At 35.2% G+C, this 21,876-nt stretch carries 20 protein-coding genes and 3 tRNA genes; 15 read left to right on the top strand and 8 right to left on the bottom strand.

Going from position 1 to position 21,876, the window contains the following annotated elements; genetic code table 11:
- The first annotated feature begins 15 nt into the window (after window positions 1-15).
- Window positions 16-789: a ThuA domain-containing protein gene (locus ACWA1F_RS20585; RefSeq protein WP_456896500.1), complete on the top strand. Its 774-nt coding sequence runs from the start codon at window positions 16-18 to the stop codon at window positions 787-789.
- A 41-nt stretch (window positions 790-830) separates the two neighbouring features.
- Here the strand turns inward: ACWA1F_RS20585 and ACWA1F_RS20580 are convergent, their stop codons facing one another.
- A complete protein-coding gene (locus ACWA1F_RS20580) occupies window positions 831-1,349 on the bottom strand; it encodes an STM3941 family protein (RefSeq protein WP_456896498.1) in 519 nt (172 codons plus the stop codon).
- Between the two features lie 460 nt (window positions 1,350-1,809).
- On the opposite strand from ACWA1F_RS20580, the gene hmpA reads away from it, so the two are divergent.
- The 3 genes from hmpA to ACWA1F_RS20565 all read left to right on the top strand — a co-directional run bounded on the left by hmpA (window position 1,810) and on the right by ACWA1F_RS20565 (window position 4,760).
- Complete coding sequence (gene hmpA, locus ACWA1F_RS20575; RefSeq protein ID WP_456896496.1) at window positions 1,810-3,021, top strand: NO-inducible flavohemoprotein; 1,212 nt, start codon at window positions 1,810-1,812, stop codon at window positions 3,019-3,021.
- Window position 3,022: 1 nt separating this feature from the next.
- Window positions 3,023-3,226 carry a DUF2798 domain-containing protein gene (locus ACWA1F_RS20570; protein WP_371878226.1) on the top strand — a complete coding sequence of 68 codons (204 nt, stop codon included), beginning with the start codon at window positions 3,023-3,025 and terminating at the stop codon, window positions 3,224-3,226.
- Between the two features lie 256 nt (window positions 3,227-3,482).
- Window positions 3,483-4,760 carry an MFS transporter gene (locus tag ACWA1F_RS20565; protein WP_456896493.1) on the top strand — a complete coding sequence of 426 codons (1,278 nt, stop codon included), beginning with the start codon at window positions 3,483-3,485 and terminating at the stop codon, window positions 4,758-4,760.
- A gap of 282 nt (window positions 4,761-5,042) precedes the next feature.
- Here ACWA1F_RS20565 and ACWA1F_RS20560 read toward each other — a convergent pair whose 3' ends face one another.
- The 4 genes from ACWA1F_RS20560 to ACWA1F_RS20545 form a co-directional block, all read right to left on the bottom strand.
- Window positions 5,043-5,834 carry a Fic family protein gene (locus ACWA1F_RS20560; RefSeq protein WP_456896491.1) on the bottom strand — a complete coding sequence of 264 codons (792 nt, stop codon included), beginning with the start codon at window positions 5,832-5,834 and terminating at the stop codon, window positions 5,043-5,045.
- A 155-nt stretch (window positions 5,835-5,989) separates the two neighbouring features.
- A tRNA-Arg gene (locus ACWA1F_RS20555) sits at window positions 5,990-6,063 on the bottom strand.
- Window positions 6,064-6,094: 31 nt separating this feature from the next.
- Window positions 6,095-6,169, bottom strand: a tRNA-Pro gene (locus tag ACWA1F_RS20550).
- 14 nt (window positions 6,170-6,183) lie between these two features.
- A tRNA-Ser gene (locus ACWA1F_RS20545) sits at window positions 6,184-6,267 on the bottom strand.
- Between the two features lie 239 nt (window positions 6,268-6,506).
- On the opposite strand from ACWA1F_RS20545, the gene ACWA1F_RS20540 reads away from it, so the two are divergent.
- From ACWA1F_RS20540 to ACWA1F_RS20530, 3 genes are all read left to right on the top strand, one after another.
- The gene (locus ACWA1F_RS20540; RefSeq protein WP_456896489.1) at window positions 6,507-7,685 is read left to right on the top strand and encodes an acetyl-CoA C-acyltransferase; all 1,179 of its coding nucleotides are present in this window, start codon (window positions 6,507-6,509) and stop codon (window positions 7,683-7,685) included.
- 69 nt (window positions 7,686-7,754) lie between these two features.
- Window positions 7,755-8,516: a C40 family peptidase gene (locus tag ACWA1F_RS20535; protein ID WP_456896487.1), complete on the top strand. Its 762-nt coding sequence runs from the start codon at window positions 7,755-7,757 to the stop codon at window positions 8,514-8,516.
- A 24-nt stretch (window positions 8,517-8,540) separates the two neighbouring features.
- The gene (locus tag ACWA1F_RS20530) at window positions 8,541-9,599 is read left to right on the top strand and encodes an SMI1/KNR4 family protein (protein WP_456896485.1); all 1,059 of its coding nucleotides are present in this window, start codon (window positions 8,541-8,543) and stop codon (window positions 9,597-9,599) included.
- 232 nt (window positions 9,600-9,831) lie between these two features.
- Here the strand turns inward: ACWA1F_RS20530 and ACWA1F_RS20525 are convergent, their stop codons facing one another.
- Window positions 9,832-10,677, bottom strand: coding sequence for an AraC family transcriptional regulator (locus ACWA1F_RS20525; protein WP_456896483.1), 846 nt, complete (start codon window positions 10,675-10,677; stop codon window positions 9,832-9,834).
- 116 nt (window positions 10,678-10,793) lie between these two features.
- Here ACWA1F_RS20525 and ACWA1F_RS20520 point away from each other — a divergent pair, with 116 nt between their 5' ends.
- The 3 genes from ACWA1F_RS20520 (at window position 10,794) to ACWA1F_RS20510 (ending at window position 13,003) form a co-directional block, all read left to right on the top strand.
- A complete protein-coding gene (locus ACWA1F_RS20520; protein ID WP_456896481.1) occupies window positions 10,794-11,780 on the top strand; it encodes an aldo/keto reductase in 987 nt (328 codons plus the stop codon).
- A 336-nt stretch (window positions 11,781-12,116) separates the two neighbouring features.
- Window positions 12,117-12,722, top strand: a complete 606-nt coding sequence (locus ACWA1F_RS20515) for an NAD(P)H-dependent oxidoreductase (RefSeq protein WP_456896479.1) — start codon at window positions 12,117-12,119, stop codon at window positions 12,720-12,722.
- Window positions 12,723-12,724: 2 nt separating this feature from the next.
- Window positions 12,725-13,003 carry a putative quinol monooxygenase gene (locus tag ACWA1F_RS20510; protein ID WP_456896477.1) on the top strand — a complete coding sequence of 93 codons (279 nt, stop codon included), beginning with the start codon at window positions 12,725-12,727 and terminating at the stop codon, window positions 13,001-13,003.
- A 115-nt stretch (window positions 13,004-13,118) separates the two neighbouring features.
- Here ACWA1F_RS20510 and ACWA1F_RS20505 read toward each other — a convergent pair whose 3' ends face one another.
- Complete coding sequence (locus ACWA1F_RS20505) at window positions 13,119-13,826, bottom strand: class I SAM-dependent methyltransferase (protein WP_456896475.1); 708 nt, start codon at window positions 13,824-13,826, stop codon at window positions 13,119-13,121.
- Window positions 13,827-14,141: 315 nt separating this feature from the next.
- On the opposite strand from ACWA1F_RS20505, the gene ACWA1F_RS20500 reads away from it, so the two are divergent.
- Window positions 14,142-15,020, top strand: coding sequence for a LysR family transcriptional regulator (locus ACWA1F_RS20500; protein WP_456896473.1), 879 nt, complete (start codon window positions 14,142-14,144; stop codon window positions 15,018-15,020).
- 176 nt (window positions 15,021-15,196) lie between these two features.
- Window positions 15,197-16,486, top strand: coding sequence for a DUF2130 domain-containing protein (locus tag ACWA1F_RS20495; protein ID WP_456896471.1), 1,290 nt, complete (start codon window positions 15,197-15,199; stop codon window positions 16,484-16,486).
- Window positions 16,487-16,747: 261 nt separating this feature from the next.
- Here ACWA1F_RS20495 and ACWA1F_RS20490 read toward each other — a convergent pair whose 3' ends face one another.
- Window positions 16,748-17,530: an META domain-containing protein gene (locus ACWA1F_RS20490; RefSeq protein ID WP_456896469.1), complete on the bottom strand. Its 783-nt coding sequence runs from the start codon at window positions 17,528-17,530 to the stop codon at window positions 16,748-16,750.
- A gap of 269 nt (window positions 17,531-17,799) precedes the next feature.
- Here ACWA1F_RS20490 and nirB point away from each other — a divergent pair, with 269 nt between their 5' ends.
- From nirB to ACWA1F_RS20475, 3 genes are all read left to right on the top strand, one after another.
- On the top strand, window positions 17,800-20,313 hold the full coding sequence (nirB, locus tag ACWA1F_RS20485) for a nitrite reductase large subunit NirB (protein WP_456896467.1): 2,514 nt from the start codon (window positions 17,800-17,802) through the stop codon (window positions 20,311-20,313).
- A 374-nt stretch (window positions 20,314-20,687) separates the two neighbouring features.
- Window positions 20,688-21,065: a nitrite reductase small subunit NirD gene (nirD, locus tag ACWA1F_RS20480; protein ID WP_306160548.1), complete on the top strand. Its 378-nt coding sequence runs from the start codon at window positions 20,688-20,690 to the stop codon at window positions 21,063-21,065.
- Between the two features lie 222 nt (window positions 21,066-21,287).
- Entirely contained in the window at window positions 21,288-21,872 is a 585-nt protein-coding gene (locus ACWA1F_RS20475) for a DUF4202 domain-containing protein (RefSeq protein ID WP_456896464.1), read from the top strand.
- Window positions 21,873-21,876 lie beyond the last annotated feature (4 nt).

The raw sequence follows: 21,876 nt of genomic DNA, 5'->3' as shown, positions 1-21,876 counted from the left end.
ATAAAAAATGCACTCATGAAAAATTCAATATTTTTTATTTTACTTATTTTAAGCTGTTTTGTAGAGCAGAATTGTTTAGCCCAAAAACAAAAAAAGTCTCGTTTTAAAGCTTTGGTTTTATATGAAAATGGCGGGCATCACCTCGATTTTACAAAAGCGGCAAAACCTTGGCTCAACAAACTCGCCATTGACAGCAGTTTTACAATTGATTATATTGAAAACACGAAAACAATCAATGAAAAACTTTTAAAACAATATAAAGTCTTTATCCAATTAGATTATCCTCCGTATACTTGGAGCGAAGAATCAATGCAGGCCTTTCAAAAATATATGAACAGCGGAAAAGGCGGCTGGGTTGGCTTGCATCATGCGACTCTACTCGGAGAATTTGACGGATACCCAATGTGGAAATGGTTTTCTGATTTTATGGGCGGAATCACATTTAAGAATTACATACCCGATTTTGCAAGTGGTAAAGTTACTATCGAAGACAAATCTCATCCCGTAACGAAAGGAGTTCCATCTGATTTTATCATCAAAAAAGAAGAATGGTATACTTATGATAAAAGTCCGCGGCCAAATGTTCATGTTCTGGCTTCTGTCGACGAATCTACTTACCAGCCCGATTCAAAAATAAAAATGGGAGATCATCCTGTGGTATGGACAAACGATCATTTTGCTTCCCGAAATGTCTATATTTTTATGGGACACGCGCCAGAATTATTTCAAAATGAAGCTTACACTACGCTGCTTCGAAATTCTATTTTTTGGGCAGCCGGAAGAAATTAATTATAAACGAAAACGCCACTGAGTTGAGTGGCGTTTTTATTTTATTTTTTCCAATAGCTTAAAAATAAATCGTATAAAGCTTTTGCATCAATATCAACTTCAGATGCAGAGTACATTATATTCAGTTTAGAATTTTGCTCATCATGAGCCATTTTCCAAAGAAACTTAGAAACACGGCCTTCGTACTTCGTAATATTGTCAATTGTAACCGCAACCAAAGTGTCACCTCCTACTTTGTTTAATTGCACATCGGTAACATCTTGCCATTCTATTCTTCCAAAGGCTTTTGCAACTGGAGTTGTTCTTCCAGAAAACCCATTTGAATCTATTTGAATCAACTGAGACTTATCTTTTACGCTTGCAAGCATTTTAAATATCAAAACAAGCATTATTAAAAAAATAGCGCCAGAGGCAATCGATAACTTTACCTTAAATATTCCATCAAAAGTTCCGATGCCATATAAAAATGCAATGGCTAACAAAACACTGATTCCGCTAGCATACAAAAGTAAGTTTCTGGTTTTCTTGGTATTTCTATACAGATTTGTTTCTTCGTTCATGGGGCGTAGTAAAAATTTTTATTTGTTATTAGAATTAAAATGAAGATGCAATTTACTTCAAAATATTTTTAAAAGCCAGAAACACCTGTAAACATTGAGTTTTTTTAATTGTTAAAACAAAAAAACTCAATTAAAAACTTATGAGGCTAATTCTTTTTTCAACGACCGATTTTGCCTATTTACGAAAATCAGATTTTTTTTATCTGTGTTATAAAGACCTTTATACTAAACAATGAAATCACCTTCCGATATTGAATTATTTTTATAAGAGAACCATAAGTGCTTATAAATGAATTAAAACTTTTTGAAGTCAATAGCTGTGTCACCTCACTAATTAATTCTCTTTATGATTGAAATCATAAAAAGCAGCATATCTCCCAGATTAAATTTGTGGATGCAGAATTCAATGCAATTTGAATTACTGAATTCCAAATATTTATAAAATCTAAAAGAACACAAAATGACTGCAAATCAGAAAGAGCTTATCGCCGCAACAGTACCTATCCTCCGCGAAAGCGGTGAAGTGCTTACCAATTATTTTTATGAAAGAATGTTTAGGCATCATCCTGAACTTAAAAACATGTTCAACATGGGTAATCAGGCCAACGGAAAACAGAAATCGGCTTTAGCCAATGCCGTACTAGCTTACGCTGAAAATATCGAGAACCCAAGCGTACTGATTGGCGTGCTAAAAGGCATAGGATCAAAACATGTCAGCCTAAACATACAGCCCGAGCATTACAAAATAGTCGGAAATCATCTGATTGCTTCAATTAAGGAAGTAATTGGTGAGCCAGCCACAGATGAAATTCTAGAAGCGTGGACAGTTGCTTATTACCAGCTGGCAGACATCATGATAAACCTTGAAAAAGAGCGTTACGCTGAAAATTTATCAAAAAACGGAGGATGGAATGGCTGGCGAGAATTTATTATAAAAAAAATCGAACAGGAATCATCAGAGATTAAATCATTCTACCTCTATCCGAAGGACGGAAAAGAAATAGCCGATTTTCATCCTGGCCAGTTCATAAGTGTCCAAGTTTTTATTAAGGAACTAAATCTGCTTCAGCCAAGACAATACAGTCTGTCAAGCTCTTATAATAAAGAATACTATAGAATTTCTGTTAAAAAAGAAACTGGCATGAATTCAAATCCGTCAGGCAGAGTGTCCAATGCCTTGCATTCCAAGTCCGAAGGAGATATCATTTCAATTTCTGCTCCTGCCGGTCTTTTCCACTTAGAAAAAGATTCAAGAGACCCTTTGGTGCTTATAAGCGGAGGTGTTGGACTTACTCCAATGTTAAGTATGCTGGAAACGAACATCAATTCTCTACAGAATAAAAAAACAGTCTGGATCCATGGATGCAGAAATGAAACTGTACATGCCTTTAAAAAACAGATTGAGCATTTTAACCAAAATTCAGAATGGCTCGAGACTTATACCTTTTATGAAACAATTGAAAATGATACAGAACTGCCATCAAATACTTTACTCGGACGAGTAGATCTTGAAAAATGTCGTACCTCAATTAAGCTCAGCGGGGCAAGATTTTATATCTGCGGTCCAGAAATTTTTATCAGAACACAATATCAGAGCCTGCTCAATTTAAATATAAGTGAAGAAAATATTTTTTACGAAGAATTTGGTCCTCAACTGATAAATTTAAACTAAGATGCAAGTAAAAGAAGTCATCATAAAGAAATCATTTAGAAAAATTTTAAAAAATTTGATAACTACCTTCTTTATAACCCTAACATTAGCATATACAAATTATGGTGAAAGCAACAATTTTATATTCCTCTGGATGCGCTCCTGGGTGATTGCAGCTCTGATTTCAAATTTATTTTCCATTTTTATTTTTTCAAATAAAAATTAACAACCAGGCCTTCATTTATGAAGGCTTTTGCTTTATATTCAGCACATAACGATCATTTAATGAAGCATTTAAATATGTAAATAGCAGAAGAAATAGGATAAGTATTCTAAGAACCTCTACTTTTAATAAATTTAAAGATTCTAATTTGTCTTAAATAGTTTAGTGCAGGCAAAAATTATAACAAGCAACCTGGAAAGCTAATTCTTTGCTGTTGCGTTTGAATTCGTATATTCGGCCTTTATTTTGAAAAAAGAGAATGATTGCGAAATTGAATGAAAAAAAATCCTATCCATGGATTGTTGTTGCCCTATTATGGTTTGTTGCTTTATTGAATTATTTAGACCGACAAATGCTATCCACTATGAAATCAGCGATGATGGATGACATTCCTGAATTGGCTAAAGCTGAAAATTTCGGTCTTTTGATGGCTATTTTCCTTTGGATATATGCGCTCATGAGTCCTGTATCAGGAATTATAGCGGATCGGTTTAACAGAAAAAGAATAATTATAGGAAGTCTTTTTATCTGGTCAGGGGTGACTATGGCGATGGGTTATGCCACGACTTTCAATCAGATTTATATTTTGCGTGGCATTATGGGTTTTAGCGAAGCCTTTTATATTCCAGCTGCACTATCCTTGATTGCAGATTACCATCAGGAAAAAACACGCTCTTTTGCAATTGCGATTCATACTACTGGAATTTATTTAGGGCAGGCACTCGGTGGTTTTGGAGCCACTATTTCTAAGCATTTTTCTTGGCATTTCAGCTTTCACTCTGTAGGTTTACTCGGTGTGCTTTATAGTTTAGTACTGCTGTTTTTTTTACAGGAAAAGAAAGTCTACTTTTTTGATCCTTCAAAAAAATCATCTGTCAATTATGAATTTAGGCAAATGTTTAAAGGATTGGGAATATTATTTGGAAATATCTCCTTTTGGGTTTTACTCTTTTATTTTGCTGCACCAAGTTTACCAGGCTGGGCCGCCAAAAACTGGTTGCCCACCTTATTTACCGAAACTTTACATTTAGACATGTCTTTAGCGGGACCAATGGCAACCGTCACCATTTCCATGTCTTCTTTTTTTGGCGTTTTAATTGGTGGTGCCATTTCAGACAGATGGGTGATGAAACATCTTAAAGGACGAATTTACACCAGTGTTATTGGGTTATTTCTTACCATCCCGGCATTATTTCTATTTGGTTACTGCTTTAATATAGAGGCTATTATTTTTGGAGCTATACTTTTTGGGCTTGGATTTGGAATATACGACACGAACAATATGCCGATTCTTTGCCAGTTTGTTGCACCTCGCTACAGAGCTACTGGATATGGAATTATGAATTTTGTAGGTATTTCGGCTGGAGCCGTTATCACTGAGTTTTTAGGAAAAGCAGCTGATAATGGAGGAATGAGAAACGTTTTTATAATGCTCTTATTTGTTGTTGTCACTGCCATCGTTTTACAGCTGGTGACCCTACATCCAAAAACTATAGATATGACTGAAGGGGAAGATTCTAAAGACTATGAACATTAAAAAATCTAAAAAAAAAAAAAATGGTACTTGTATGGAATTCAAAAGATTGTCCCTAATTTTTTAAACCAGTAAAACATCATAAATTCCGCTATCGGCAAAAATGAACTATTCGAGCAGGATATTTTATTGCATATTTGCCGATAACGGAATTTTATATATTATCATAAAATATCTTTCAGTCGTCGAATTTGCAAAAAAAAAGTGGAATTATCAAAAAGGACCGTACGCAACTAGTTTCTTCCGATAAAATAAAAAGGGCGTTCTTAACTGGTAAAACATAGTCTAAAAAAGAAAGCCAAACCCTTTTCCTGATTTTGAAGAAAACCCATCTTCAAACTTTTTAATTTCATTTAAAAGATATTCTTCATATTGCTTTTTCATAAACTCTCTAAAAATCCCAATATCCTCTTTTTCTCTTGTATCAATCAGAGCCTGAATATATTCTTGCTTATCTTCGCTATTAACAATGGCAAGTGGAACATCATAAAATGCCTGGATATAATTCATCAGCAATCTTGAAGTTCTGCCATTTCCATCATAAAACGGATGAATACTAACAAGATTAAAATGAGCATCAAACGATAAATTCAACTTTTCATCAACTGATAAATTTGTTTTCATTTTTTCATTAATAAATCCAATCAGATCATTAGTCAATCTTTCCACTTTATCATAATTAGGAAAATAGGAAACCCCAGCAGTTACGTTTCCTTTTCTAAACATTCCTTTACTAGCATCCACTTCGCCAAAAACAGTATTATAAATGCCTCCTGTATTTTTCATTACATAAGAATTAATTTCTTTAATCAATTCTATTGTTATTGGCGTTTTATTTCTTGCTTTCTCAATGATAAAATGTAGTGCATTAAAGTGATCTGTAACCATAAATGTATCATTTACAGGTTTTCCTTTAGGTGTTAAACCGTTATCTAAGAGAATTTGAGTTTCTAATTCAGTTAACGTTGATCCTTCAATTTTTGTAGAATGATGGCTAATAGAAATCAAATTAAATTTCTCATAATGCAATACATCAGTTATTCCTAAACTTTTATATTTTATTATAAGAGATTCCATTTATTTAAGATTTTAAAGTTGTAGTATAAAAATACAATTCTAAAATCAATAATATAAAGAAGTTACAAAAAAACTTCAAAGCTATTATTGTGTATGGATGGACTTAGATTGTATATAAAAACAAAAAAGCCACTCAAACTGAGTGGCTTTTGTTGTGATCCCAGAAGGATTCGAACCTTCGACCTACGCATTAGAAGTGCGTTGCTCTATCCAGCTGAGCTATGGAACCATTACTTTTAAAACTTATGGCAAAGTTTCTGTCGGGGTGGCAGGATTCGAACCTGCGGCCTCCTGCTCCCAAAGCAGGCGCGATAACCGGGCTACGCTACACCCCGAGGCAAAATTTAAGCGGAGAGACAGGGACTCGAACCCTGGCGACGGTTACCCGTCGACAGATTAGCAATCTGCTCCATTACCGCTCTGGCACCTCTCCTTGCTCAAGGAATTGCTTCCGTTTTGCGAGTGCAAATGTATAACAACATTCCATTTCTCACAAGCTTTTTTTTGAGTTTTTTTAGTTTTTTTTCATCTTTTTTCAAAACCACTTCACAATCAAACGAATAGAATTAACAAAAATTTCACCTTAAATTTAAAATTCACCCGATTCAATACAAAATTTGAATTTATTCAAATAAACAGTAAATTTGCTAGATAACTATTATTAAACAGAACATGAACAAAAGAGTTGTTATCGTTTCTGCCGTTAGAACACCTATCGGAAGTTTCATGGGCGGGTTATCTACTGTACCTGCACCAAAATTAGGCGCTGCTGCCATAAAAGGAGCCCTTTCAAAAATCAATCTTGACCCAAAACTTGTGGATGAAGTTTTTATGGGCAATGTAATTCAGGCGGGTGTTGGACAAGCTCCAGCGCGTCAGGCAGCATTATTCGCTGGTTTGTCTGAAGAAGTTGCTGCTACAACTGTAAACAAAGTTTGTGCTTCTGGAATGAAAGCTGTAATGTTCGCCGCTCAGGCAATTGCGTGCGGAGATGCTGAAATTGTAGTTGCAGGCGGAATGGAAAGCATGAGTTTGATTCCACACTACGTGCAAATGCGTGCTGGAAACAAATTTGGTCCAGCTACAATGTTGGACGGAATGCAGAAAGATGGTTTGACAGATGCTTACGATAACAACGCAATGGGAGTTTGCGCTGATTTATGTGCAACTGAATATAACATTAGCCGTGAAGAACAAGATGCTTTCGCAATTCAATCTTACGAAAGAAGTGCAAAAGCTTGGGACGCTGGAAAGTTCGATAACGAGGTGGTTCCAGTTGAAGTTCCTCAAAGACGCGGTGAACCAGTTATCTTCTCAAAAGACGAAGAATATACTAATGTGAAATTAGATAAAATTCCTTCTTTAGCTCCAGTTTTCACTAAAGACGGAACTGTTACTGCTGCTAACGCTTCTACAATCAACGACGGAGCTGCAGCTTTAGTTTTAATGTCTGAAGAAAAAGCAAATGCTTTAGGATTAAAACCTTTAGCGTACATAAAAGGCTATGCAGACGCTGCGCAAGAACCAAAATGGTTTACTACAAGTCCTGCAAAAGCATTGCCAAAAGCTTTGAATAAAGCTGGAATTTCAATTTCAGATGTGGATTATTTCGAATTCAACGAAGCATTTTCTGTTGTAGGATTAGCTAATGCAAAAATCTTAAATTTGGATAACGACAAAGTAAACGTAAACGGCGGTGCTGTTTCTCTTGGACATCCTCTTGGAGCTTCTGGAGCGCGTATCATTGTAACTTTGCTAAACGTTTTAGAACAAAACAATGCAAAAACTGGAGCTGCTGCAATTTGCAACGGTGGCGGCGGAGCATCAGCAATTGTTATCGAAAGAGCTTAAAACAATATCAATAAAAATCAGGAGTTATCAATAAATGACTCCTGATTTTCAACTTATAAATTTCCATACATGTTCGGAATCTGCAATCTTGCCATAGTACCCGTTCGAGCTGAAGCTAGTGACAGAAGTGAAATCGTTACACAGCTTTTGTTTGGCGAACACATCGAAATTTTAGAACGCCATAATCAATGGGCTAAAATTCGGATTCAGTTTGACGACTACGAAGGCTGGGTCGATTCTAAGCAATATCAGGTCATTTCAAAAGAGCAGTTTGATCAGTTGAGCAAAGAGGCCATAATCTTAAATGCCGACTTAATTGATTACATCACCGCTCCAAATAATCTTTTGCTTCCAATTCCGTTGGGGGCTTCGTTATCTTTTCTAAACAATAACGAAATCAACACTTCTAATTTTGATTTTGAAGGAACTAAAACCAGTGGCATAAAACCTAAAAGTGCGCTTATCAAAACTGCCTTTATGTACCTAAACGCACCCTATTTGTGGGGCGGAAAAACGCCTTTCGGAATTGATTGTTCTGGTTTTACTCAAATGGTTTACAAATTAAATGGCTATAAAATTCATAGAGACGCATCGCAACAAGCACTTGAAGGCGAACCGTTAAGTTTTATCGAAGAATGTGAACCAGGCGATTTAGCTTTTTTTGATAATGCCGAAGGAAACATCATTCACGTCGGGATCATTATGGAAAACAACTACATTATCCATGCAAGCGGAAAGGTCCGTATTGACCGTTTGGATCACTCTGGCATTTATAATCCTGAACTGAATAAACACACACATAATCTACGTGTAATTAAGAAAATCATCTAGTTTAAACTCCTCAAAAAAGCAGCAATGACAAAAATTGAATTATCCAAAACCGGCTTTCAGATTAACAGCATAAACATCGAATTCCCAATTGATATAACAGTTTTAAAACAAGCTTTAGGAGATTCTAGACACATTCAAAAAAAGTATAATCACGTTTACACTTGGGACAATCAAGGTATAATGGCATTTTCTAAAGAAGGAAACCACGTAGAAAGTCTTGCAATTGAGTTTGAAGTTAGAGAATATGATTATTGTGCTAAAAGCATTTTTTCTGGAGAATTTATTTTCGACGGAGAAGAATTGTTTCGGTATTACGAAAACAATAAAAATCAGCTTATCAAACTCTTTAAAGGCGACAGAAGCGGTGCTTTTATCCTAAATGGAATCAGCGTTTGGTTTGACAAAGAAGATGGAAAAATAACCAGCTTAAGTATTTCTGCCCGCGAAGAAGAAGAAAAAATCCAAAAGGCAAAAGCAAATCTTGATCCGGAATTTAAACTATTCGAACCTTTATGGCAGGAATGGATTGCAGAAATCAATAAAATTGTTTCTACAAACAACGACTACTACAATCTTACAGAAGGAATTTCAGAAGAAGACATAAAAAATCATTCTGTTATAGAAGACGAAATAACCATCCCTCCTGCTCTATTAAATTTTTATAAAGTTCAAAATGTCGATTACGATGCTGTAACCGCCGTTTTTCAATTTGGAGTAAACAATTGGAGTTATGATTTAATTCCGTTTGAAGATATTCAAGAAGAATGGAATTCAATACAAGATTTACAATTTGACGAAGACGATTTGCCAGAACAAGAAATAGACTTCGAAAAAATCAACACAGACAACTACGCCAATCCAAAATGGATTCCGTTTGCTACTGGCAGAAATGGCGATTATTTGGTTTTTGATACCGATCCCGCCTCAAAAGGAAAATTTGGCCAAATAATAGAACTACAAAATGAATCTTGGTCACGAGATATTGTCGCCGATTCTCTAGAAGAATTAATTCAAAACGAAATCAACAATCTCAAAACCGGCAAAACCGAACACTTTGATTTTATTGTTGGGAAAGAAAATTAAAATACGTAGATAAAACGGATTCGCTTTCGCGAAAACGCAGATTTACACGGATTTTATTTTTTATTTCTCTCGCAGATTTAGCAGATTGCGCGGATTTATTCTAAAAAAATCTGTTTAATCTGCTAAATCTGCGAGAGCAAAAATTATCAAGTCACAAAAAATCCTGTATAATCCTTTTAATCAGTGGCAAAAAAAATTAGTGAAATTCGTGCAATTCGTGGCCAACAAAAAACTAAGCACTCAATCGAATCGTTTTTCTAAACTCAGATGGACTATACCCCTTTTGTTTTCTAAAGAATTTATTAAAATGACTTTCATCCGTAAAACCAAATTCATACGCAATTTCATTAATGCGCTTATCACTGAATTGCAATCTGTGCTCAATCAGTTTTGTTTTATAATTACTGATATACTGCTGCATCGTTTCGCTCGCATGTTTCTTAAAATAACGACCTAAATATGTATTCGAAATTCCGAAATAATCACTAATCGACTCCGCTTTAATCTTTTCAGGATAATAAATATTGTTCTGAATATACTGAAGAATATCCATCGCTTTAGCTTCCGTACTAATAGAAACCTGCTCCGGAAGATATTTCGCAATATTTCGCGCCACAATAATAATCAGCGTATTCACCAACTGCTGAATCAATTCCTGATTGTAAACATCTTTATCCTGATGTTCACGGCAAATCGCTTCAATCATCACTTTTACCAGACATTTATCAGGATCATTTTTTAAAATACACCCAGGCTGATGATTCGCATTTTGAAGAATATATTCCAATCGCTGAATATTTTCATTCTGCAGACTCGAGTTTTTCAAATAAATATCATTGAATCGTAAAAAGAAAAATTTCGTTTTCGTTTCAATCGTAAAATTATGGCAATCTTCAGGCGTCAATAAAAACAAATGACCTGGATCATATGTAAAAATATTTTTATTGATACATTGAGAACCAGTGCCTTCCAAAATATAAACCAGTTCAAAGAAATTATGACGATCTCCCACATCTGGATATTCATCCAGCGTTTCAAACGAAACCGTAAAAGGCTCATATAAATTTTCTTTTTTCATTGTCAAAATTATTTGAAGATGCAAATATACCTAAAAAAGACAAATATATACCAAATACAACTCGTAAAAACAGTATAATTTTGCCTCATCAATTTTAAACAGAAAAAATCACAATCATGGAATATAGAAAATTAGGCAACTCAGAACTAGAATTATCAGCAATCACATACGGCGCATTTGCCATTGGCGGCACCATGTGGGGCGGAACAGAAAAGAAAGATTCAATCGACTCGATTCAAGCTTCAATTGATAATGGCGTTACTACAATTGATACTGCTCCTTTTTACGGATTTGGTTTAAGCGAAGAAATGATTGGCGAAGCCATAAAAAGTGTAGATCGTTCTAAAGTGCAGCTATTGACTAAATTCGGTTTAGTTTGGGACGGAAGCAACAACGGAAAAGGCGATTTCTTTTTCGACGCTGACGACAACGGTAAAAAAGTGCCGATTTACAAATATTCATCAAAAGAAAACGTAATCAAAGAAATCGAAGACAGCTTAAAACGCCTTCAAACCGATTATATTGACTTATTGCAAATTCACTGGCCAGACGTTACAACGCCAATTTCTGAAACTATGGAAGCTGTTGAAAAACTAATTCAGCAAGGAAAAATCAAAGCTTTTGGAGTAAGCAATTACAATATCCATCAAATTAAAGAAGCACAAAAAACAGTTCAGATTGCTTCAAACCAAGTAGCATACAGCATGTTAAACCGCTCAATCGAAGCCGATTTAATTCCGTTTACAGTTGCAGAAAACATCGGAATCATTGCTTACAGTCCGATGGAAAGAGGTTTATTAACAGGGAAATATTTCACCGACAGCAAACTAAAAGAAAACGACCACCGAAACGGCTATTTCGGAAAATTCGATTTACAACAAGTAAAAACTTTAATCGAAGAATTAAGCTCTTTAGCAAACGATAAACACATTTCAATTTCGCAATTGGTCCTTCGCTGGACGACTTTGCAAAAAGGAATTTCAATTGTTTTAGCCGGAGCTAGAAATGCAGAACAAGCCATTTCAAACGCAGGCGCCATGAATTTTGATCTTTCTGCTTCAGAATTAGATTTCATCAATCAGGCAATTTCTAAAGTTAAATAATACTTTATACATAATATTTTAAACACATAGAAACATAGTTTTGCTTTGCGCTTAAGGCGTTTCACTTGCATCAATTCACATAGTTATGCCTATGTGTTAGAAACTAGTTTCTTTCTACTTCCTTTTCCAGAAAGAAAAAAATCTATGTTTCTATGTGTTAAAAACAAATCTAAACAATTAAAATAATTTGGGTGTGTCCCGCAGAAAAAGCGGGTCGGGCTATCCGTTGCATTCCCGATAACAAAAACTACGGCTAAAAAGCCTTGTTTTTCTAAATCGGGAGATTTCCACTTCTATCCCTCACACATCCGTTTTCAAAACAAGTAACAGTTAAAAATGAAAAAGATATTTATAATAAACGGCGGGCAGAAATTTGCCCATTCAGGAGGAAAATTCAATAAAACCGTTCAGGATTGGACAGTAGAATTCCTTTCAAAAAACAACAATTACGAAATAAAAACAACACACGTTGAAGACGAAATCGATCTTCAAAAAGAGGTAGAAAAATTCGTTTGGGCAGATTTAATTATCTACCATACACCTGTTTGGTGGTTTCAGATTCCAAATCTTTTCAAAAAATACATCGATGACGTTTTCACACAAGGCCACAACAACGGAATCTACAAAAGCGACGGAAGAAGCCGCGTAAATCCAGACATCAATTACGGAACCGGCGGACTTTTACACGGACGCAAATACATGTTGACTACAAGCTGGAATGCGCCTGCAACAGCTTTTACACTTCCAGGAGAATTCTTCAACGAAACTTCTGTAGACGATGGCGTAATGTTTGGTTTTCATAAAATGAACAAATTCACTGGAATGGAGCGCATAAACGGATTTCATTTTCATGATGTCGAAAAAGGCGCTACACCAGAAAATATCGTTATCTTTAAAGAGAATTATACCAAACATCTAGAAGAAACCTTTAAAAACTTATAATTATGATTTCAATTACTGCCATCTTAAAAAGCAAACCTGAGAACTTAATTGAAGTTCAAAATCTGTTAAACCATTTGGTTACCGAAACCAGAAAAGAAGCGGCTTGTATTCGTTACGATTTGCATACTTCCGAAAATGTTTTTATTCTTTGGGAAGAATGGAGAGATCAGCCTGGTTTGGATTTACATAACGAGCAATCCTATTTAAAGGAATTCATTCAAAAAACAGAAAACTTAGTTTCAAGCCCAATTCAGGTTTACAAAACGGCACAGATTTTATAAGTTTTTCCGCCACGACCCGAGCGATAGCGAACAGGCGAAGCAATTCACGAATTTTATTTTTTAAAATCTGTGCGCAAAGCATTTAAAATAATTCGTGAATTCGTGGCGAATAAAACTACTTAATTCCGCCAAAAGCACCGAAACACATATTCTTGTGTAAAATTTCGACTTTAGAAAAACCAACTTTTTTCATCAAATCCAATTGGTAATTCATCGATCTTGGTGAATCTTCTTTTTCAATATAATCCAACACTTTTTGACGATATTCGGCTCCGCCGATTCCTTCTAAATAATCGCCATAACGCTGCCAAGTATATTCATTCAATAAATCGGTGTCTTGCGTAATCAAATCCGAAATCATTAAGCAACCTCCTGGTTTCAATAATTTAAACAATTTTTCAAAAGTGGTTTCCCAATCGTTATCATCTCTCAAATGATGCAAAACCGCACCCGCCAAAATAAAATCGAAATGATTTTCCGGCAAATCAACTTCACGAATATCACCCTGCTTCACTTCTACCTTTCCCGAAGTTTCAGCCGAAACTCTTTCTAAAGCTTTATCCAACATCGGCTTACTTAAATCTACCAAAACACAATTCAAATTCGGGACTTTCGAAAGCATTTTTAAAGTATAATTCCCAGCGCCACAGCCAATATCCAAAACATTTTCAGCCTTTGGAACAATTCTTTTGCAGGCTTCCGTTATTAATTCTAAAGAAACTGTCGCGTCGATTGTCGCAACCTGTCCCGTTTCCAAATTTGCAAAACGTTCGACATCATTGTCAAAACGCTCTCTGATTTCTTCAATAGTTGATTTTTTCATATGATTTGTTTTTAATATTTGCCACAGATTAAAGAATTAAAAAGATTAAAAATCTGTGTAAATCTGTGTAAGCTGTGGCTAAAATTTTTTCTCCCGCAGTCCCGATAGCTATCGGGAGCAGATCGAGCGAATCTTTGTGCTATTATAGATTGGAAATTGTAGTTAAATGATTTTATCAAAACTAATAATCTGCTGTATCTACTCCCGATAGCTATCGGGACTGCGAGAGACTTATTTTTCTTTTTCCAAAACTAAAAATTCAATATATACTTTAAAAATACTATTTTTATCAATTAATAATACTTTTAAAGTATCATGGAATTACGTCATCTAAAATATTTTCTGGCTGTTGCCGAAGAACTGAACTTTACCAAAGCATCAGAAAAACTCTTTATTTCGCAACCACCACTAAGCCGTCAAATAGCCGAATTGGAAGACGAGCTTCAGGCAAAGCTTTTCATCAGAAACAATAAAAAAGTAGAACTCACCGAAGCTGGAAAATATTTCGAAAAAGAAGTAAAAGGGATCTTCCAAAACTTGGAACATATTGCTGCTAAAACCAAAAAGATTGCAGAAAACGTCTCAGGCGAATTTAGAATCGCTTATATCAGTTCGATTTATTCGTCTGTAATTTCAGATTTGATAAAACATTTGAAAGCACAATTTCCATACGTAAATTTCAAGCTTTTCGAGATTTCAACAACCAAACAAATTGACGCCCTCGAACAAGGCAAAATCGAAATGGGAATTATACGATCGCCCATTCATTCACCAAAAATAAAATCGCATTTATGGTTTAAGGATGGATTTTCTTTGGTCTACAATACGAATTCGGTTTCAATACAATCAGAAAATGAGATTTTAAAACTGAAAGACGAAACGTTCGTTTTTTTTAATAAAGATTACGCTCCGCATTATCACGAAGTTTTACTGGAACTTTGTGCATTTTATGGCTTTACGCCAAAGATTATTCACGAAGCCAATAATATTAATTCAATCGTACAATTGGTCAAAAATGGATTAGGAATTTCGATTGTCCCATCAAACATTGCCAATAACAATCCCGATTCAGAAATTGGATTTATCGAATTGAAAAAGGTTAATTTATTTACGAATGTTTCTCTAATAACTTCAAAAGACGATCATTCTGAAATTACGCAATCTGCGGTTGAGTTTTTATTAGTGAAAAAATAGCCACGAATTCACGAATTTATTTTTTAAAATCTATGCGCAAAGCATTTAAATAATTCGTGAATTCGTGGCTATACAAAAATTTCGTTACAATTTAGTACAGAAATCCACATCATAAAAACAGAACTTTTAAATACCTTAGCAAATTATAATGCTACAATAATACAATTTAATAAAAAATGGCTGAGCAATCTTCAATTCAGTGTCCAAACTGCGGAACTCCTATCGATGTTAATGATGTTTTAAAGCATCAGTTGGAAGACAGCATCCGTAAAGAATTTCAACAAAAGGCTAATGTTCAAAATAAGGAATTAGAACTTAAAAACGAACAATTGGAAAAAGCCAAACTGGAATTTGAAGCGAAGAAAAAGCAAGAAAACGAACTTTTTGCTGAACGTTTGGAGCGCGAAAAAAAGACAGCTGAAAAAGAAATTGGCGAAAAATTAAAAGCCAAACTTGAAGAAGAAAACAAAGACCGTCTGCTTTTGATGGAAAAAGAACTCTCTGAAAAATCGGAAAAAATTAGAGAATTGAATAAAATGGAAGGTGAAATCGCGAAATTACAACGCGAAAAACTGGAAATGAAAGAGGCGATTCAAGCCGAAGCCGAAAAACAATTGAATGCGCAATTGGCTTTGGAACGCGAAAAAATTAGAAAGCAGGAAGACGATAAAAACGAACTGAAATTTAAAGAACTTCAAAAACAGCTTGAAGAACAAAAAAAGCTGACCGAAGAAATGAAACGCAAACAGGAACAAGGTTCGATGCAATTGCAAGGCGAAGTAATGGAATTGGCAATCGAAGAATGGCTGGCAAACAACTTCCCGCTTGACAGTATAGATGAAATTAAAAAAGGTGCAAATGGTGCCGATTGTCTTCAAATTGTAAATACTCGCGAACACCAAAATTGCGGATCGATTTATTATGAAAGTAAAAGAACAAAAGCCTTTCAGCCTTCATGGATTGAGAAATTCAAAAATGATATTAGAACTAAAAGAGCCAATATCGGAGTTTTAGTGACCGAAGTTATGCCTTCTGGAATGGATCGAATGGGAATGCGCGACGGAATATGGATTTGTACTTATGAAGAATTTAAGGGCTTGAGCGCTGTTTTACGTCAATCACTTATTCAAATTAATCAGGCGGTTCAGGCGCAGGAAAACAAAGGCGATAAAATGTCGATGTTATATGATTTCTTAACCAGCAACGAATTCCGTTTGCAGATTGAAGGAATCGTAGAAGGTTTCACCCAAATGCAAAGCGATCTTGATTCTGAGAAAAGAGCGATGCAGCGAATCTGGAAACAGCGCGAAAAACAAATCGAAAAAGTGGTTCATAATACTTTAGGAATGTACGGTTCGATTCGCGGTATTGCCGGAAATGCGGTTCAAAGCGTAAAAGCTTTGGAATTGGATTTTATTGAAGGCGATGAAGAAGAAAATGACGAACCGAAGGAATTGTTTGAGTGATAGAAACAATGTTAGTCTAACGAATTTCACACAATATTGTCATTTCAACGAAGGAGAAATCTCCGCAAGTAGCTCCGCATCGAAAATACAATCTTTGTAGAGTTTCTCGCGAAGATTTCTCCTTCGTCGAAATTGACAAAACTACGCGAAAAATCTCTCGCAGATTTTGCAGATATAGCAGATAAAAATCCATTTAATCTGTGAAATCTGTGGCAGAAAAAAATCTCCAAAATCAGCTAAATCTGCGGGAGAAAAATAATTTTAATCCACTTTCTTAAAAACAGCCAATTTCGCAGAAGGATTGGACAAAGTCAATTGATTATTTCCAATAGAATAGGTTGTTGTGCTTTGCAAAGCTTTCAAAAACTCCCCTTCTTTATTTCCTTGTGGACACGCCATTAAGGTCGAAATCACTTTTGTAAATCGCAGTAAATCCTTTTCATAAAAGATTTGTCCACTAATCGCATTGCATCCGCCAAAACCAGAAAATCTATTTTCTGACGAATTAATTTCGATTCTTGGCATTTCTTTCTGAAAATCTGTTGCAAAAACTTTATAGCCATTCAATTCTTCTAAAACCCAAATATCATGTAAACGATAATCGGTAAGATATTTTCCGCAACCACTAAGTTTCTTCGTTTCTAATTCTGAATTATTCTTAATTTCAACTTTTACACTATAAGGAGAAATCGCGCCAGACATCGAGTCTTGACAATCCACCTGCTGAATTGTAATCGTTGCCGAAGTGTTTTCGTTACTTACTTTATACATTTTTACATTAGCATCCATTGCCCTAATTGCATCAACAGCAGGAAAAGTTATTTTTTCTTTACCAGGTATTAACGACGTAAAAACAATTTCCTCATTCCCTATTTTGACTCCCCAAAACGGTTCATTTCCAGTTCCTTTAAAATAATATTTTAAATCTTCTTCTGTAGAAATTGTTGAAGTGGTTCCGGCAGCTCCTGCAGCTTCTTTATTTGCTGTCGTTTTACAGCCTATCATTAAAAATGAAAACAACAATATTGAAAGTATTTTTTTCATGAGATCTCAGTTTAAAAATGTTCCTTTTTTCAAAACACCTATAAAATTCCTATGAATTTACGACATTTTTTTGAAATGCTTATTTAGAATGTTTTCAAATTTAAAAAAACTAAGTAACTGCAAAATCACTCAAAACCCGCACTACGTAAAAGATTAAGCCAAAATACGTAGTAATCAAAATATATACTGTACTTAAAAAATAAAATATTTACGTATTTTTATAAGTATAAATACTTATATTTGCGTAGTAATACTTAATTAAAGAAATCATGATTAGAGTAATAGTAGTTGGAAACGGCATGGTTGGTTATAAATTTTGCGAAAAGTTTGTTGCAAAATCAGGACAAGAAAAGTATCAAGTGACAGTATTTGGAGAAGAACCTAGACGCGCTTACGATCGTGTACACTTAAGCGAATACTTTGGAGGAAAAACAGCTGATGATTTATCACTATCAACAACTGAATGGTACTTAGAAAATAATATTACTCTCAATACATCTGAATTAATTACAGATATTAATCGTGATGCAAAAACAATTCATACGCATCTAGGAAAAACACATACGTACGACTACTTAGTTTTAGCAACAGGTTCTTCTGCTTTTGTACCGCCAATTGATGGTGTAGAAAAAGAAGGTGTTTTTGTATACAGAACCATCGAAGATCTGGATGCAATTATGGCTTACGCCAAAAAGATAAAACAAAAAGGCGCTACAGAAGCGGCAGTTTTAGGAGGCGGCCTATTAGGTTTAGAAGCAGCAAAAGCTGTTAGAGATTTAGGATTGAATCCGCATGTGGTGGAATTTGCTCCGCGTTTGATGCCAAGACAACTGGATCAAGGTGCAAGTGATATGCTTCAATCAAAAATAGAAGAATTAAACATTGGAATTCATCTTAATAAAGCAACGCAATATATCGACGGGAAAGAATGCATAACCGGAATGATGTTCGCTAACGACGAATTGTTAAAAGTCGATATGCTAGTAATTTCTGCTGGAATTAAACCTCGCGACGAACTAGCAAGAGTTTCAGGATTGGAAGTTGGCGTAAGAGGCGGAATTGTGGTTAACAATCAAATGCAGACTTCAGATCCAGCGATTTTTGCAATTGGTGAAGCGGCTCTTTATAATCATAATATTTACGGACTGGTTGCTCCTGGTTACGAAATGGCTGATGTCGCCGCAGAGCAAATCTTAAATGGTGATAAAACCATGAGAGAAACCATTGATATGTCTACACAATTAAAATTAATTGGTGTTGAAGTGGCAAGTTTTGGTGATCCTTTCATTGAAAATAACGACGTTACTGCTATTATTTATGAAAATAAATTAAGTGGTGTTTACAAAAGAATCAATGTTACCAAAGATTCTAAAAAATTGTTGGGCGGAATTTTAGTCGGAGATTCTAGCGATTACAATTCATTATTTCAGATTTACATTAACGAAATGGCATTGCCTAAAAATCCAGAAGATTTGATTTTAGGTTCACGCGACGGTTCTGAAGGTTCTTCAATGGGAAGTGTAATGGATTTGCCAGATACAGCTGTAATCTGTTCTTGCGAAAATGTTACTAAAGGCTCAATTTGCTGTAAAATTTTAGACGAAAGCTGTGCCACTTTTTCAGATGTTGTAAAAGCTACAAAAGCAACTTCAGGATGTGGAGGCTGTAAACCAATGGTTTCAGACTTGGTGAAAGCAGCTCAGAAATCATTAGGAAAAGAAGTAAAAGAAGTTATTTGCGAGCATTTCAGCTACACACGTCAGGAATTATTCGATTTGGTTAAAATCAACAAATACGAGAATTTCTACGATGTTCTAGATCATCACGGAAAAGGCGATGGTTGCGAAATCTGCAAACCAGTTGTTGCTTCTATTTTCTCTAGTATTTATAATGATACAGCCAACAAACACGTAACGACTCAAGATACAAACGACAGATTTTTAGCCAATATTCAACGAAACGGAACCTATTCTGTTGTTCCAAGAGTTGCCGGAGGAGAAATTACTGCCGAAAAATTAATCGTAATTGGTGAAGTGGCTAAACAATTTGATTTATACACTAAAATCACTGGAGCACAAAGAGTCGATTTATTCGGAGCGCATTTAAGTGACTTGCCAAAAATCTGGAAAATATTAATCGAAAATGGTTTTGAAAGCGGTCACGCTTACGGAAAATCACTTCGCGCCGTAAAAAGCTGTGTTGGAAATGCATGGTGCCGCTACGGAATGGACGACAGCGCCGGATTTGCCATCGAACTAGAAAATCGTTACAAAGGAATCCGTTCTCCACATAAATTAAAAGGTGGCGTTTCTGCCTGCATTCGCGAATGCGCCGAAGCCCGAGGAAAAGATTTCGGGTTAATCGCTGTTGAAGGCGGATGGAATTTATACATCTGCGGAAATGGCGGAGCCAATCCAAAACACGCTGTTTTATTAGCCGAAAAAATTGACAAAGAAACTGTAATCAAATATATGGACCGTTTCTTAATGTATTACATCCGCACGGCTGGTCCGCTGATTCGTACTTCAACTTGGTTAGAAAAACTAGACGGCGGTTTAGAGTATTTAAAACAAGTAATTATCGAAGACAGTTTAGGAATCTGTGAAACATTAGAAGCTGAAATGGAGACTTTGGTAAATACTTTCGAATGCGAATGGAAACAAGTGTTAGAAAAACCAAGATTATTGAAACGTTTCAATCATTTTGTGAACTCAGACGAAAAAGACGACAACATTGCTTTTGTTCCATTAAGAGATCAAAAGGCGCCAAAAGCTTGGTCATAAATAAAATAATAACCACAAAGAGACATAGATTTTGCGAACCCAAAAAGACATTTCACTTTCCATTTAAATGATTTTCTTTTGACAATTCTTTTTTCAAACTAGTTAAATCTATGTCTATGTGTTTAAAAAATCAGCTCCAAAAAAAGAAAAAAAAACTTTGCGACTTTGCGACTTTGCGCGACTAAAAAATAAAGAATAGAAATAAAAAACTTAGCGCCTTAGCGTCTTTGTGGCAAAATATCAGCTCAAAAAAAAAAAGAAAAAAAATAAATTAAACGTTTGCTGTCCTTCTTACCCTCTTTTTTACTGCGCCATCATAACTCTCATGATTGTAAAAAGAGGGCTAAGAAACAGGAAATAAAACAAAAAGCATCATGGAAGAAATCTTAAATCAATACGAAACTGTACACGCGAGCGATGCGACAATTTGGTTCAAAGCGGGCAAAATTGAAGATTTTCCAACCAATCGCGGCGGATGTATCAAATACAAAAACAAGCAAATCGCAATTTTCAATTTCGCGCGTCGCAACGCTTGGTATGCTTGCCAAAATGCATGTCCGCACAAAATGGAAATGGTACTTTCCAGAGGAATGACTGGCTCAACAGACGATATTCCGAAAATTGCCTGCCCAATGCATAAAAAGACTTTTTCTCTTGTTGACGGTTCCAACCTAAACGGCGACGATTATCGAATTGCAACATATCCTGTAAAAATTGTAGAAGACGAAGTTTTCGTAGGCTTTGTGGATTAATTTATATGCCACAGATTATACAGATTGAAAGGATTTTTTTTCGCCACGAATTCACGAATCTTTGTGTTTAATTTGTGTCATTAATTTCACTAATCTAATTCGTATTAATTCGTGAATTGGTGGCGAAAAAATTTAATCTCTGGCAAAAAAAATCATTCGTGAATTCGTGGCAGAAAAAAAATCATAATTCCGTATCTTTGAAATCTATTACTAAACCAAAAAATGACAACACCTTTCCAAAAAGCAAGCGAATGGATTGATGCTGAAAACGCTCAAGATCCGAACATCGAAATTGATCAAAATCAGGAATATCCTAAAGAATTGCTATATTCCAACAGGATGTACGAAAAACTGATGCAGTTTGAACCCAATGCCTCAGAAGAAGTTCAGATTGCTTCAAAAGCGCAGCACATTTGCAGATGGAAAGTGGCGCGCGAATCCTACCCGATGGATCGTGTTGGTTATTTAAAATGGAGAGAAGAACTGAAAAAATTCCATGCCAAAACTACAGCCGAAATTTTAGAAAAAGCAGGTTACGATCAGACCTTTATAGATCGCGTTTCTTTTTTAATCGAAAAAAAACTACTTAAAAAAGACGCCGAAACCCAATTGCTTGAAGATGTAATATGTCTCGTGTTTTTAGATTATTACTTAGAACCTTTCGTTCAAAAACATGATGAAGAAAAACTAAAAAACATCATCAAGAAAACTTGGGATAAAATGTCGGACAAAGGACATGCCGAAGCCCTTAAAATCAATTATTCTGAAGAGAATTTAAACCTTATAAAAGCTTCTTTAGGATTGTAAAAAG

This window comes from Flavobacterium erigeronis (assembly GCF_054075165.1).
This window is presented reverse-complemented; position numbering and strand designations above follow the sequence as displayed.

Excerpts from the sequence above, each read along its gene's own strand:
- ACWA1F_RS20585 (WP_456896500.1), top strand. The coding sequence starts at position 16 with ATGAAAAATTCAATATTTTTTATTTTACTTATTTTAAGCTGTTTTGTA.
- ACWA1F_RS20580 (WP_456896498.1), bottom strand. The coding sequence starts at position 1,349 with ATGAACGAAGAAACAAATCTGTATAGAAATACCAAGAAAACCAGAAAC.
- hmpA (WP_456896496.1), top strand. The coding sequence starts at position 1,810 with ATGACTGCAAATCAGAAAGAGCTTATCGCCGCAACAGTACCTATCCTC.
- ACWA1F_RS20570 (WP_371878226.1), top strand. The coding sequence starts at position 3,023 with ATGCAAGTAAAAGAAGTCATCATAAAGAAATCATTTAGAAAAATTTTA.
- ACWA1F_RS20565 (WP_456896493.1), top strand. The coding sequence starts at position 3,483 with ATGATTGCGAAATTGAATGAAAAAAAATCCTATCCATGGATTGTTGTT.
- ACWA1F_RS20560 (WP_456896491.1), bottom strand. The coding sequence starts at position 5,834 with ATGGAATCTCTTATAATAAAATATAAAAGTTTAGGAATAACTGATGTA.
- ACWA1F_RS20540 (WP_456896489.1), top strand. The coding sequence starts at position 6,507 with ATGAACAAAAGAGTTGTTATCGTTTCTGCCGTTAGAACACCTATCGGA.
- ACWA1F_RS20535 (WP_456896487.1), top strand. The coding sequence starts at position 7,755 with ATGTTCGGAATCTGCAATCTTGCCATAGTACCCGTTCGAGCTGAAGCT.
- ACWA1F_RS20530 (WP_456896485.1), top strand. The coding sequence starts at position 8,541 with ATGACAAAAATTGAATTATCCAAAACCGGCTTTCAGATTAACAGCATA.
- ACWA1F_RS20525 (WP_456896483.1), bottom strand. The coding sequence starts at position 10,677 with ATGAAAAAAGAAAATTTATATGAGCCTTTTACGGTTTCGTTTGAAACG.
- ACWA1F_RS20520 (WP_456896481.1), top strand. The coding sequence starts at position 10,794 with ATGGAATATAGAAAATTAGGCAACTCAGAACTAGAATTATCAGCAATC.
- ACWA1F_RS20515 (WP_456896479.1), top strand. The coding sequence starts at position 12,117 with ATGAAAAAGATATTTATAATAAACGGCGGGCAGAAATTTGCCCATTCA.
- ACWA1F_RS20510 (WP_456896477.1), top strand. The coding sequence starts at position 12,725 with ATGATTTCAATTACTGCCATCTTAAAAAGCAAACCTGAGAACTTAATT.
- ACWA1F_RS20505 (WP_456896475.1), bottom strand. The coding sequence starts at position 13,826 with ATGAAAAAATCAACTATTGAAGAAATCAGAGAGCGTTTTGACAATGAT.
- ACWA1F_RS20500 (WP_456896473.1), top strand. The coding sequence starts at position 14,142 with ATGGAATTACGTCATCTAAAATATTTTCTGGCTGTTGCCGAAGAACTG.
- ACWA1F_RS20495 (WP_456896471.1), top strand. The coding sequence starts at position 15,197 with ATGGCTGAGCAATCTTCAATTCAGTGTCCAAACTGCGGAACTCCTATC.
- ACWA1F_RS20490 (WP_456896469.1), bottom strand. The coding sequence starts at position 17,530 with ATGAAAAAAATACTTTCAATATTGTTGTTTTCATTTTTAATGATAGGC.
- nirB (WP_456896467.1), top strand. The coding sequence starts at position 17,800 with ATGATTAGAGTAATAGTAGTTGGAAACGGCATGGTTGGTTATAAATTT.
- nirD (WP_306160548.1), top strand. The coding sequence starts at position 20,688 with ATGGAAGAAATCTTAAATCAATACGAAACTGTACACGCGAGCGATGCG.
- ACWA1F_RS20475 (WP_456896464.1), top strand. The coding sequence starts at position 21,288 with ATGACAACACCTTTCCAAAAAGCAAGCGAATGGATTGATGCTGAAAAC.